Origin of the sequence: Neorickettsia findlayensis, from assembly GCF_009856525.1 — a bacterium.
Lineage (GTDB): Bacteria > Pseudomonadota > Alphaproteobacteria > Rickettsiales > Anaplasmataceae > Neorickettsia > Neorickettsia findlayensis.
The window spans coordinates 463026-476721 of record NZ_CP047224.1 but is presented as its reverse complement, the minus strand read 5'-3'; the positions used below and the strand labels follow the sequence as shown (position 1 = coordinate 476721).

Sequence of the window (13696 nt, the reverse complement as noted above, 5' to 3'; positions counted from 1 at the left end):
TATGTGCTCAAGAAGATTTGTTTTTCTCATGTGAATTTATACTAGTGGTGTGTTTATAGTATTAGAAGGGATTGACGGGTCTGGTAAGAGTACACAAGTGAAACTTCTAAGTAAGTTTCTTACGAAGAATGGTTATGCTTGTGTTGTAACCCGGGAACCTGGTGGTACTCCCTTTGCCGAAAGTTTGAGGCCCATGATACTCCATGATCTTATGGAGACTATGTCGCGGTTGTTACTTATAGTCAGCGCACGTGTTGATCATTGCAATAAAGTGATACTGCCAGCGCTGAAAGAAGGTAAGATTGTCATTTGCGACAGGTTCATTTATTCGACTTTAGCATATCAAGGATATGGGGAGAAAATTGACCTGCAGACAATTTTAAATTTACACAGGCTTTCCGGCTGTCTAGTTGAACCTGATTTAACGCTTCTTCTTTTTGGATCGGGCCGTAAAAAACTAGGTCGTGATAATTTTGAAAGTATGTCCGAAGAGTGCCTTTTAGATGTATGTATGGGATACGAGAAGATTGCGCGTACGTATTCGAATGTTCATACTATTAAACGCATGGGAGTAGGTCGTACGAGTAATGAGATTATTAAGATAGTGCAAGGCAAAATAGGTGAAAAACAAACTTCGTCGTGTAAGTAGACGCACTGCTTCTTCAAGTCGATGGCTTTATAGGCACGTTAATGATCCTTTTGTGAAAAAGGCAAAAGTTGAGCAATATAGGTCGAGAGCGGCGTATAAACTTCTTGAGATAAATAAGAAGTTTAATCTCATTCGAGAAGGTTCAGTTGTGCTTGATCTCGGAAGTGCACCTGGTGGTTGGAGCCAAGTAATCGCAAATACTTTGAATGGTACCGGTCGTGTAATTGCAGTTGATTTAGCTGATATGGAATCTATTCCTGGGGTTGAGGTCGTAAAATTGGATATAGAGTTGCAGCGTAAAGAGTTGTATGAATACATTGGTGGTGTTGAGTTAGATGTTATTGTTTCGGATCTTGCGCCAAGTGCTTCTGGAAGTAGGGCTACAGATAGTATTTCATCCATAAGATTGGCTGAGCTAGTTCTTCAGTATGCGAAAAGCAGTTTGAAGAAGTTTGGTGCAGTAGTAATCAAGATTCTTAGAGGTAGTGAAGACGAATATAGATTTGTTAATTTACTAAAGAAAGAGTTTAAAAAAGTAGAGTATTTTAAACCGGATGCCAGTAGAAAGGCTTCTCGTGAAATATATCTTATTTTACTTAGTAAGCTTACTTAGCCTGTTTCTATATAGGGTGAAATTTCTTTTTTGATGGATAAAATGGGACTCCTACTATTCGATTGTGGGCTACGAAAATCTATAGATTCTTTTTGAAATCCCGATTTGTGGTAACAAATTTTTTCAAGACGCAGCTTTTACTTCAAGCAAAGCATCTACAAACTCTGAAGGAGAGAATTCTTCCAGATCGGTTATTTTTTCTCCTGTTCCAATAAAGTATATACCAAGATTAGGATACTTCTCGGCTATAGCCACGATCACTCCTCCTTTTGACGTTCCGTCTAGCTTTGTCACAACCAATCCAGTGAGATTGACGGCATCTTTAAAAACTTGTACTTGATTGAGAGCATTTTGCCCAGTACTAGCGTCCAAAGCTAATATGACCTCATTAGGTGCTGAGGGCACAAGCTTCGAAAGTACCCTGCATATCTTTTTGAGCTCTTCCATGAGGTCATTCTGTGTGTGCAACCTGCCGGAAGTATCTATTATGAGCACATCAACTTTATCTTCTAGAGCTTTTTCTAAGGCTTTATAAGCAGTACTAGAGGCATTTTTACTTGTCTCACTTGAGAAAAACGTTGCAGATGCTCGCTCCGCCCAGAAACGCAGTTGTTCTATTGCGGCTGCTCTGAAAAGATCGCATGCAGCAATCATGACCGTTTTATTCTCTTTGATAAATTTATATGCCAATTTTCCTATAGTGGTCGTCTTACCATTACCATTCACTCCACAAAATACGATTACTTGTGGTCCAATCTGTGGGAAAGTTAATTTTTTTGAGGTGGGGTCGAGTACTTTTTTTATTTGTTCGTGTGTAATTCTTTTCACTTGTTCAAGTGACTCGCCATCTCTTACCTTAATTTTTTTGACTGCTTTAATGATTCTCTCTGTCACAGTAGGACCAATATCAGCGGAAAGAAGTAATTCTTCCAACTCTTCAATTGTGGATTCAGTTATTTTCTCTTTTGTAAAAATATTATCAATTCCACTGGATAAGTAATCTCTACTCTTTGTGATTGAGTTTCTGATTGATGAAAAGACACTCTTGAACACGGTTATAAATCTAATTGACTTTATGAAACTTCACTCTAGCATAGAAACTTCTGCATAAGGATATTTTTTTCCGAGATTCAGAAACAGCAGCTCCTATTCAAGTAGTCAGTGAAGTGTGTTTTGTTGGTATTGCAATACCTAAGGTGTTATAGGAGAATCTTCGCACATAGAGACAGAAATTCGGTTTATGTTTTCCCTTATAGACTGCTGGAACCGTGGTAAGGAATTTCTTGGTACTAGCTATTCCATTATGGGAGGGGCGATGAGTTGGATTTCTGAGCACCGCTTGGTTTCTTCTATTTCCAATGCTGGTGCTTTTGGTGTGCTAGCTTGCTCTGCGATGTCTCCAGATCAGCTGGAACGAGAAATATCTCTTACAAAGGAACTTGTTGGTTCTAATCCTTTCGGTGTGAACATCGTTTTAATGCATCCTCAGTTGCCTGGGCTTATTGATGTGTGCATTCATTCTGGTGTTACACATGTGATCTTAGCGGGCGGTATTCCCTCGAAACAGATTTTAAGCCTTGTTTTAAATCATGGGATTAAGGTTATTGCATTTGCACCTTCCCTCTCGATTGCGAAAAAAATGTGTAGAATCGGTGCAAGTGCGCTGATAATAGAGGGTAGAGAGGCTGGGGGCCATATTACTAGGGTGAGTACATCTGTGCTTGCTCAGGAAATTTTGCCGGAGATTCGCGACATTCCCATTTTTGTTGCCGGGGGAATAGGTACTGGAGCTATTGTAAAAAGTTACCTAGAGATGGGAGCTGCTGGTTGTCAGGTTGGGACACTTTTCGCCTGTGCAAAAGAATCCATTGCGCACCCAAGATTTAAAGCAAAGTGTGTAGCAGCATCTTCTCATGATGCGGTTGTTTCAGAACAGCTTGATCCTAGGCTTGCCGTTATTCCAGTTCGTCTGCTCAAGAACGATGCGACTGAAGAATTTAAAGTTTTTCAAAGAGAAATAATTAGGCAGCTTGATTCTGGTCATATTTCTAAGGAAGAAGCGCAGCTTGCCATAGAAAAATTTTGGGCTGGAAGTCTGCGCAGGGCTGTAATAGAAGGTGATACGGAACGTGGCTCAGTGATGGCAGGTGAGGTTGTAGGATTAGTCAAAGGCGAACGTCCGGTAAGAGACATATTGGATGATCTAATCAGTTATGTGTGAATAGAATGTATGTAGGAAATTTCTCTGGTAAACTAATAGTTAAGTCTTGCTTGCATTAATAGCCCTTGTGGAGAAGTGTTTTTCCTGTATTTTTAGTTTAGCTTCTTTGAATATTTGGTTCGGTGTTTAATTCGTTTCTTCTCTTCCTGTCCCGGATCTACCAGGAGATTTCTGATTTATTCGCACGGTTTTGTGCTCTCTTTGGAGAGAAAGAGAAGGTCTATGAAGTCATCAAAGATAACTTTCACTCTTCTTCCAATTTCAGGGAGTTTTATAAGAATAATGTCTCTTTAGGTCTTTATCATTTCTACAGAGGTAATATTAGTGATGCCAAGTTTCGTTTTAAGATGCTTAATGGTTTGTACCGGAATAAACCATTGATTCCATATAATCTAGCTAGATGCTTTTTGCTCTCCGGAGAAACAAAGAAAGCCAGGGCTATATTTGATGCCATTATCTCGCAAGGAAGAGAATATGAGGAAGTGAAGTTCTTCTTGAATTTTCTTAATGGTCAAAAAATAGCTAGGATCCCGAATTTTATCGTCAAAGAAAGATATGAACACTTGGCACAGGAATATGTTGAAAGGTTCCTTATAGGTAGAAGGTATATTGGACATAAGCTTGTTTTTGAAGGGTTAAGAGCGATTATCGGGGCTAGGCTCACTTCTGCTGAGCTTTCAATTCTAGATCTTGGTTGTGGAACAGGTGTTTGCACACATTTTCTAAAATTGAATGGCGTGGTAGGAGAAGCGACAGGTGTTGATATCTCAGAAAACATGTTAGAAATCGCGAAACGATGTTTAGTTGATGGAAAGCCGGTTTTTGATTCAGTTGTATGTGAGGACATAAGGTCATTTCTTCTTTCTCAAGAGAATAAGTATGACCTTGTGATTGCGGCTGATTCTTTTTCTTATCTTGGTGACTTATCGGATGTTATACCGAGTTGTATCACTATCTTGAAAGATGGAGGTGTTCTGGCACTTTTGGTCCGTGCAGCGAAACAGCAAAAGGTCCATGACTATGTCTTTGATGTTAATAAATCTCTGTTTTATTATTCTTACGACTATGTGAAAAATCTAGGTGAAGATCTTGCTCTGAAAAATTGCATAGTCAGAAAGTGTACTTTCAAAAGTGCGTGCAGCGGAATCATGGCTTTCTATGTCAAGGGTGATTGTGCTACTTCTTAAGCTCTTATGAATAAGCTTTTTTCATTATTTCCTGGTGTTATAAAATCAATATTTGATTTTCCTCATAGGCTTTTTTCTTTTCCTCACAAAAACAAGACCGATAGCCGTGGAGTCATTTACGCTAGTCAATTTAAACGCTCCGTCAGTACCATTACGGATCTTCTTTTTTGTGTTCTGATATTGAAGGTTAGTGGGTACTTACTTTCTTTCTTAGTGGATTTGCAGTTTCCAGTCGAAGTTCTTGAGAGATACAGATTTGGTCTTCCTATAAGTCAGGCGGAAAAGGCTCTTACTATAGGGTTCTATAAGAGTGTTCTAGTAGTACAAGTGTTTCAGCTGATACTTTTAGCAACACTCTTTGTTATATGTTGGCACAGATTTGGCTGTACGCCAGGCAAATGGATTTTAAGGTTAAGGCTTCTTGATGACGAGACCTTGGAAAAGCCCTCGGTCTCTGCGTGTATAAAGAGATTAATTATATTGCCTTTTTCTTTGCTTATTTTTTTCCTTGGCATATTCTGGAGCCTTTTTGATAGAAAAAGTAGAACCTGGCATGATATTTTTGCTGGAACCGTTGTTGTATCGAAGAGTGCTGAAATTTTTAGAAAAGACGCTTATAGTCACACAAGTTATCAAGACAAAACCGAAGGTGCAACTCGTGTAACGGATTGAAGGGTTCTTTCTCTGTGGAAAAACGGTTTAGTAAATCCTTTTTCCCTGGTACTATCTAGGGATGCTTCTGTGGTGTCTGATACTGTGAGCAGTTTCTTTTTTCTTTTTCCAGCTTCTATTTTTTTCTGCATCTGTGCATTTTTTTTCTTTAAGCTGAACACTTTCGAAAAAGTTAGTATCATATTGATTTTAATTGTTTGTCTTTTTACATTTTTTCAGAATAACTTATTTTATATTTTACTGAGCCTTGAGACTCTTTCACTGATATACTCGACATTGATTGCTTCAAAAAGCAATGTAAAAGGAGCCGTTGCATATGCAGCATGCAGTTTTGCTGTAGCTACTGTTATGGCTGCTCTCATACCTCACGAGCTTTCTTTTACGGCAGATAATATTGATTTTTTACATGTTGATGATTTAAGAGGGAAGTTATTTGGAAGCTTGCTTTTTCTATATGCTGTGGGATTTGTCATGGCACCAGTAATGAATGGTGCGTATGCAAGTGCTGGATCACTCTTTCTTCCATTTTTTAGTATCTTCACATACACACTGCCGTTAGCATTAATTGGAAAACTCGGCATTGGCCACAGTGAATTTTTATTCATCTTAAGTTTTTTCATGTTGCTATACGCATTTTATCGAATGGCAATAGAGAGGAAGCTACTCAGTGCACTTATAGCAAGTCAGATAGGGCAGGTGGGTTTAATAGGTATCATACTGCACTGTTCTATGAGTGACGCATATCATTATGTGTATATATCTGCTGTTTACCAGCTAGTGATGTATTTTATTTGTTCAGTTTTTTTGAAGTCGGGTGTAGATACATTTACAAAAGTGACAAAATCTGGCTTTGTTTTGCCAGCTCCTTTATTTGCATTTGCATCTTTTATTTTAATTTCCACGAGTTTTATTTCTCTTCTGAACTCCGATTTTCTTTTTTTGCAGTTCTCTGGATACGGAGCAAAAATCATAGTGTTCTTTTTGCAAGCCCTTTTCATTTCTATGATACCAGCGAGATTGTTCTATTATTGCTATGCTACCAATAATAGAAGGATTGATAACAAAACTTTCGAAGCTTCCTTAGGTGAAAGGCTTTGTACTGCATGTATTTGTGTCTATTTTTTTCTTTCGTTCGCTACTTGGCTTAATAATCTTGTTGAGTTTTTTGTAGTGCTAGCAGTGGTGCTTAGTACTGCTGTCTTGTATTTTTTTTTCTTAGATAAGATAGGTACGTCACTTTTGGTACTGGATGCACTAATACGATCGGGTTTACTGGCACTTAATCGACTTATTTCGAAAATGAAAAAGCGTTTGTTTTTTCTTTGGAACTTTGCTGTTAGAGGACTGTGCGCTTTATTTGGATCAGTGATTCCGATTGCCTGTGGTTGTTTAGATTCCTTGTCACTCAGTATTGTGATTTTTTTAATGAGCATTGTTGTTGTATTGTTTCTCTTTGCGGGGGTTTGATTTGTTATGTTTGATTCACTTTCTAAAAAAATTGGTAGTGCACTGGATGGGATAAAGAACAGAGGGGTGATTACAGAAAAGGAATTTGACGATTTTGTTCGGAAATTGCGTCTGACGTTCCTTGAAGCAGATGTCAGTCTTCCTGTAACTAAACAGTTTATTGCAAATGTGAAGGAATCGGTTATTGGAAAGTCACGTCTGAAAGGGATCTCGACACCAGCGATAATTGGAAGTGTTGTAAAAGAAGAATTAATTAAAATTTTGGGGGGTGAATCGCAAAAATTTGAGTTCCCAAAATTTGGAAAACAGATATTTATGTTTGTTGGGTTACAAGGGGTTGGGAAGACAACAACCGCAGCAAAGTTAGCTCTACTGATTCGGAAAAAATTTAAGAAAAATATTCTTTTATCTTCTTTAGATATCTATAGGCCTGCAGCGAGGAAACAACTTGAAATTCTCGCAAAGCAAATTGACGTTGATAGTATTCCTATAGTTGAAGGTGAGAATATCGATGCGATTGTAAAGAAAACACTGGATTTATTCAATAATAGTAATGAGAACTATAATGTACTCATAGTTGATACTGCCGGACGCTCGCAAATTGATTCTCTTCTTATGGAAGAGCTGAGAGTGATTAAGAATCGCTTGCAGCCCTCTGAAATATTTCAGGTTCTGGATGCAATGATGGGGCAGGATTCACTTAATGTTGCAAAGACATTTAACTCAGAGATCGGTACAACTGGGGTAATAGTGAGTAGACTAGACAGCGATGCGCGTGTTGGTTCGGTGCTTTCAGTAAGGCAAGCTGTTGGTCTTCCTATTAGGTTTTGTGGTGCTGGAGAAAGGGTTAACGATTTGGAAGAATTTCACCCGGAACGTATGGCTGGGAGAATAATGGGCTCTGGAGACATTGCTTCTCTGCTTGAATATGCCTCGTCTGAGGTTGGTGAAGAAAGAATAGATTCTATGAAGAAAAGAATCGAAGCTGGTAAGTTTGATTATGATGATCTTGTCCTACAGCTGAAGAGTATCGATAAGCTTGGTGGGATAGCTAAGCTTTTACGTTTTATCCCTGGAATTAATAAGGTCCCATCAGAGCAATTTGTAGATGATTCGACCTTGAAGAAAAATCTGGCCATGATAAATAGTATGACGAAAAGGGAAAGGGCCTGTCTCGATTCTATTAATCAGTCACGCAAATCACGTATAGCTAGCGGGGCTGGAGTCAAGGTCTATGAAGTGAACAAGCTCATAAAAAACTTTGAAAAAGCCCGTTTGCTTGCTCTGAAGATGGGGAAAATAGGTGCAACCAACGACGAATCTATGCATGATCTCAACGAATTGCTCAAAAAATAACAAAAGAGGGGAGAGGGGGCCTATTGCCCCCTAGAAACGCGTATAAGTCCCTAAAAATAAGGGACCAGAAAAGAGTAAATTGCGCGTTTCACCTACGTACTTTAGGGAAATACTCAGTTATCGTCGAAGCGGCGTTCATCTGAGATGTCGGTACGTTGTATACCAGTTTTTTCTCATCTTTACTATTTAGTTTTTGACTAGTTGATGGATTGTTCTTGGAGCTACACTCGCGTGAAGAAATTTCACCACTAGGTCTAGGTGCAGCAGTAAAAGCTGAAGATTCTTTACCGCTGAAGGCCCATGACCGTACTTCTTTGAAAGTGCAGTTCCTCTCCAAATAGGTAAATAAGCTACCTAACATTCCCGGAGGGGCAGCAAAACACTTTAACTGATCTGCAAAGTCTGAAAACTCACCATGTGAAAGTAGTATTCCACGCTCGCCTATGAAATACTGCGTCTCCCTGTTATCAAAACCCAGATAAGCGCCAGGAATCTTGAATCTGTAATGCACATGTGCATTACGTTCAGTTGAGCTCATTTTTATAACAGTGCAGACGCATTTCGATGATCCTGGTGCCCTTGTCACATTTATTTCAGCTTCTGAGACGCTCCATACGTAAAACCTCCCATCAACTGTAGGGGAGCGAACTGCTCCTGCTAAACAAAGACAGAGCGTGCCACTAAAGACGTGATAATTCACCTGGGAAGCATTGCGATTGACGCTTTGAAAAAAAGTGCCAAGGTAACCGAGAAAAGAAGAAGGACGAAATGGTCTTCCCTCAGTTATCAGAGCTACAGTAGGACCATCATAGAAAAGTATGGAAGCATAATTGTTGCCCAAGTTAATATTTTCTTGAACTTTTATGAAAATCTTGCCGGTAGCAACAGCGCCACCACTAATCCTCTCGACCGCTACAACCAGGTGTTCATCGTCGGTATCTGTGAACTCCGTACTTAAAGTGCCGCGCTTTTGAGACCAGTTCAACAACCTAAAATTCCATTTTTCTCCGTGGGATTTGCGCAACTTAAAGAGCGAGGTTTCTAATTTTTGTATTTCTTGTAGATCCATATATTTATAAGCATTATCGAAACATATCAATCTTCTAAACTAACACTGATATTATTTCTAGCCTATTTTACACATCTGCACACATAATTTTGTTTATGGAAAACAAATAACAGATTCCTACACAGACCAAGATTTTTGACTAGAGTTGTTCAATATTTGTTTGCAAGTTAATTGAGATTATTAGAACCAGGCTTTATGCAAGGAACATTAATCAGTTCTTTTGGGATATTTGTTGCATCAAATGTGATACAACTTAACTTCACGACACTAAGAAACTCGCAACCATACTTCTCAAAACGTTTTTTTGCAGCTCCTTCAGATCTGTCTATTATCGAAGCTGCGAAGGGCACTTTTGCACCACGGTCATGAACTTTTTGTATAACGTCTATAGAAGAACCGGCCGTTGTGACCACATCTTCTATGAGCAGGATGTTTTGTTCATTCTTGACTTGAAAACCGCGTCTTAGAGTGAGTTCTCCATTGAACCTCTCAAAAAACACAAAATCTTTATCTAATAAGCGTGCCACCTCATATCCAATGATTAATCCACCAAGCGCCGGTGCGACAACCAACTCGATAGCGCTCTTTATTTTTTCGGGAATGAGTTGAACTAAGGCCGATGCGAATCTAAAGGTACGCTGTGGATTTTGTAGCAGAAGAGCGCACTGAACATATGTATCACTTCGTAGTCCTGAAGAGAGCTGAAAATGCCCCTTTAATATGGCACCAGAGGCGTAAAGCTCATCAAGTAATACTTTTTCTTCCACCTGGCTTTTCTTAGACACCTAAACTGCCACTATGCCCGCACGTGCTATTCTCCTTCATTATACCAATTTTTATTTCCTGTGAAACATCTTCAACAAATGAACAATTAGAAAAATCATTTGATCTGTCTGCAATTATTTGACTTGCATATGTAGCCGATGTTATTGCGCTTTTAAATTGCCTAATTGTAACGAGGTATTCTGGTGGAGCATATATTTTTATTATCACTTTCTCTTTTATTGTTAGACCAGCTGATTTTCTAGCTTGTTGTATCATGCGTACTATGTCTCGAAATCTTCCCTCAGATATTAATTCTTCGTCTAGTTTTAGGTTCAACCTTACAGCCAAGCAAAACGAACCAATCTGTCCAGTATCATTGTCTTCGGATCCAATTGAGGTTTCGTATTCATCATTTTTCAAAAGTCTATTGCCTAGGTATACTTCACCGGAGAGTAGACTCTTCCAATTTCCACTTTTGAGTTCATCGATCATGCGCTTTACTTCTTGCGGGTATCTTTTGCCTAAAACGTGGAAGTTTAGCTTAAGTGACTGTCTTACTTGAGGATCACTTTCCTTAAAGATGATGCATTTCACGTTTGCCTCATCCTTTAGGATAGATAGCAGTTCAGTATTTTCCATAAATGTTGGGCTGACTCTACCTATAACCTCGAGATGTCTTAATGGCTGCCTTATTCTAACGATGTTTTTGTTCCTTATTGAAAGCGCTGTATTGCATATTTCTCTTGCTAATTGCATTGTTTGTATGATTTCTTCGTCTTCAGGCGAGGTTTTAGCCTCTGGATATCTTTCCAGATGTATAGATGTGGTTTTGTTATTATGTAACGCCATCCAAATCTTTTCTGCAGTCATTGGAAGGAGAGGCGCGATTATCTTAAGTACTTCTGAAAGCACAAAATATAATACTTCGAACGCTTGCTGTTCTCTCGCCACGAACCTTTCCCTAGACCGTCTAATATACCAATTATTGAGCGTATCAATGAAACTGAGTACATTTTTGCAAGCAGATTGTATATGATACCCATCCATTGCATTTCTCATTTTTCGCGAGAATACTATGTACTCTGAGAGGATGTACTTATCGAGTAAATTAGTAGACTCGCTCGTTCTATGTAGGATGCGTATTGAGTGATAATTTGCATACGTTGCAAAAAAGTTGTATGCGCTGTAGAGTGGCTTTAGGATGAGTCTAACAACATCCTTGATTGTTTCGCCACCTTTGTCTATCAGCAGAGTACCGCCATTCATCACCGAAGAAGATAACATCAGGAAGCGCAATGCATCAGCTCCATACTCATCGAATAATTCTTTTGGATCTTTGTAATTATTCAGTCTTTTAGAGAGTTTTTTTCCGTCCTTGTCTAATATCACACCGTGGGCAAGGCAATTTTTAAACGGCACGCTTTCAAAAAGGGCCACGGAAAGGACCATGAGCGTATAAAACCAACCACGTGTCTGCGCAACATATTCTGTGATGAAATCTGACGGGAAATTTTTTTCAAACCATTCTTTGTTCTCAAAAGGATAGTGCACTTGCGCAAAGGGCATTGAACCCGATTCAAACCAGCAGTCTAGAACCGATTCCACTCTTACCATAGATGACTTCCCTGTAGGATCATCCGGATTTTTTCTTGTTAACGTGTCTATGAAAGGTCTATGTAGATCGGTAATTTTTACACCGAAGTCTTTTTCAAGCTCAGTTATGCTTCCATACACATCAACTCTTGGATAAGAGGGATCCGTGGATTTCCATATTGGTACGGGTGTCCCCCAGAATCTATTTCTTGAAATTGCCCAATCCTTTGCATTTTCTAGCCACTTACCTACTAAGCCTTCTTTAAGGTGTGAAGGGATCCAATTAATACTTTCATTAAGTTCGAGCATCCGCTCCTTTATTTTGCTGACACACAAATACCATGATGGAACTACCTTGTATATGAGTGGTGTATCGGTACGCCAGCAGTGTGGATAACTGTGAATATACTCTTCAATTTTAATTAGCTGTTTTTTTTCTTTGAGTATGAGGATGATATCCTCATTTGTTTCAAAGACGTGCCTGCCGGCAAATTGTGCTACCTCAGATGTAAATCTACCCCCATCATCGACGGGACAAACAACTGTTATCCCGTGTTGCTTTGCCAATTCAAAGTCTTCCTCACCGAATCCAGGTGCTATATGTACTATTCCAGTTCCATCTTCATCTGTTACAAAGTCTGCATACTGTACAACAAAGGCACCGTTTTCTTTTTCGTGCGTAAAGAATTCGAAGAGTGGCTTATATCTTTTACCAACCAGGAGTTCATTTGGAACTATTGTTCCAGCTACTTCCTTGTTTGAAGATTTAGAGGAGATATAGTACTTACCATCCTTTTCAACGCGGGTATAGATAACATGCTTCGATATACCAAGCATCATATTTGAAGGTAGGGTCCAAGGCGTTGTGGTCCATGCCAGCAGGTAGGATGTTTTGCCATCACCAAATAAATCCCCTTCTAATTCAAAAGCGACTGTCACAGACTTACTTTTTTTCTCCCTATAGGCATTATCAAGGCGTGTCTCGAAGTTTGATAACGGTGTCTGGCATGCCCAGCTATAAGGAACTACCTTTACGGATTCATAAATTAAACCTTTTTTATACAATTCCCTAAATGCCCAAATTACGGATTCCATAAAGGAAAGGTCCATAGTTTTGTAGTCGTTGTGAAAATCAACCCATCTGCCTTGTCTAGTGACGTAGTATTCCCATTCAGATGAAAAAAGTAAAACTGATTTTTTGCACTCCGCGTTGAATTTATCTATTCCAAAATTTTTTATCGCTTCTTTTCCTGAGATCTTAAGTATTTTTTCGGTGTACATCTCTGCTGGCAAACCGTGACAATCCCATCCAAATCTTCTTTCCACTTTTTTGCCGAGCATCGTTTGATATCTGGCTACGGTATCCTTAATGAAACCGGTAAGTAGGTGTCCATAATGTGGTAATCCATTTGCAAAAGGTGGTCCATCATAAGAAACGAACTCTCCATTATCCGTTTTTGATGAGACGGAATGAGCAAAAACTCTATTTTTCTCCCAAAATTGCAGAATCTGTTCTTCTATTTTGGCAAAAGAAAGATTTTGGGAAATTTCTGGGTAAGAAGAGTTACTCATTTTGACTAGTAATGCTTGCATAGAATTCTAGCTAATTGGTTGTAGCAGCACAATTAGGCTGTAATACCAGAAGATCGCTCCTTTTATAATCGGACTTTCATATTTAAAACATTTATGGTTGCTTATATTCATTCATAATTCATAACGTAGTTACCTTGATCATTTTTAGAGAGCTGGTGTTGCGGTGTCTTTGTTTGAAAAGCATGTTTGCATGAAACGGATCTATTTTATTAATGCAGTTCTCTCTGTGCTTGGTGTATTTTTATTTTTTGCTTGTGTTTTTCCTCACTCACTCAAAGTTCTGTAATCCTAAGTGGTTGATTGAGAAAACGTTATCTTCTGTTTGCGAGTTTAATGACTGTCTACAAAGCAGATGATTTAATAAATGTTCTACGGCTTATTTACAAAGCATGGCACATTGAACAGTTGAGATTCCTGAGGGAAGGTACATTACTATGCTATTCGGTGGTTTTATTACGTGTAGTTAGAGCCTCTTGTCTTACCACCCTCTCCTTCTTTGAGCTTTATTCGG

At 38.9% G+C, this 13696-nt stretch carries 11 protein-coding genes; 7 read left to right on the top strand and 4 right to left on the bottom strand.

Annotated elements, in window-relative coordinates:
* Positions 1–49 precede the first annotated feature (49 nt).
* Positions 50–649 (top strand): dTMP kinase, encoded by a 600-nt coding sequence (gene tmk / locus GP480_RS02230; RefSeq protein ID WP_160095493.1) that lies wholly within the window; start codon positions 50–52, stop codon positions 647–649.
* Positions 621–1262 carry an RlmE family RNA methyltransferase gene (locus GP480_RS02225; protein WP_160095491.1) on the top strand — a complete coding sequence of 214 codons (642 nt, stop codon included), beginning with the start codon at positions 621–623 and terminating at the stop codon, positions 1260–1262. Before tmk ends, GP480_RS02225 begins: the two co-directional genes overlap by 29 nt.
* A gap of 123 nt (positions 1263–1385) precedes the next feature.
* On the opposite strand, the gene ftsY is transcribed toward GP480_RS02225, so the two are convergent.
* On the bottom strand, positions 1386–2315 hold the full coding sequence (gene ftsY / locus GP480_RS02220) for a signal recognition particle-docking protein FtsY (protein ID WP_160095489.1): 930 nt from the start codon (positions 2313–2315) through the stop codon (positions 1386–1388).
* 187 nt (positions 2316–2502) lie between these two features.
* Here ftsY and GP480_RS02215 point away from each other — a divergent pair, with 187 nt between their 5' ends.
* The 5 genes from GP480_RS02215 (at position 2503) to GP480_RS02195 (ending at position 8165) form a co-directional block, all read left to right on the top strand.
* A complete protein-coding gene (locus GP480_RS02215) occupies positions 2503–3483 on the top strand; it encodes an NAD(P)H-dependent flavin oxidoreductase (protein ID WP_160095487.1) in 981 nt (326 codons plus the stop codon).
* 122 nt (positions 3484–3605) lie between these two features.
* Positions 3606–4670: a methyltransferase domain-containing protein gene (locus GP480_RS02210; protein WP_160095485.1), complete on the top strand. Its 1065-nt coding sequence runs from the start codon at positions 3606–3608 to the stop codon at positions 4668–4670.
* A gap of 6 nt (positions 4671–4676) precedes the next feature.
* Entirely contained in the window at positions 4677–5342 is a 666-nt protein-coding gene (locus tag GP480_RS02205; protein WP_160095483.1) for an RDD family protein, read from the top strand.
* Between the two features lie 69 nt (positions 5343–5411).
* Positions 5412–6809 (top strand): hypothetical protein, encoded by a 1398-nt coding sequence (locus tag GP480_RS02200; protein ID WP_160095481.1) that lies wholly within the window; start codon positions 5412–5414, stop codon positions 6807–6809.
* 6 nt (positions 6810–6815) lie between these two features.
* Complete coding sequence (locus tag GP480_RS02195; protein ID WP_160095479.1) at positions 6816–8165, top strand: signal recognition particle protein; 1350 nt, start codon at positions 6816–6818, stop codon at positions 8163–8165.
* A gap of 88 nt (positions 8166–8253) precedes the next feature.
* Here GP480_RS02195 and GP480_RS02190 read toward each other — a convergent pair whose 3' ends face one another.
* The 3 genes from GP480_RS02190 to ileS all read right to left on the bottom strand — a co-directional run bounded on the left by GP480_RS02190 (position 8254) and on the right by ileS (position 13164).
* Positions 8254–9234, bottom strand: a complete 981-nt coding sequence (locus GP480_RS02190) for a hypothetical protein (RefSeq protein ID WP_160095477.1) — start codon at positions 9232–9234, stop codon at positions 8254–8256.
* Between the two features lie 167 nt (positions 9235–9401).
* On the bottom strand, positions 9402–10019 hold the full coding sequence (pyrE, locus tag GP480_RS02185; RefSeq protein WP_237111301.1) for an orotate phosphoribosyltransferase: 618 nt from the start codon (positions 10017–10019) through the stop codon (positions 9402–9404).
* On the bottom strand, positions 10012–13164 hold the full coding sequence (gene ileS, locus GP480_RS02180) for an isoleucine--tRNA ligase (protein WP_410522091.1): 3153 nt from the start codon (positions 13162–13164) through the stop codon (positions 10012–10014). Before ileS ends, pyrE begins: the two co-directional genes overlap by 8 nt.
* Positions 13165–13696: the final 532 nt, after the last annotated feature.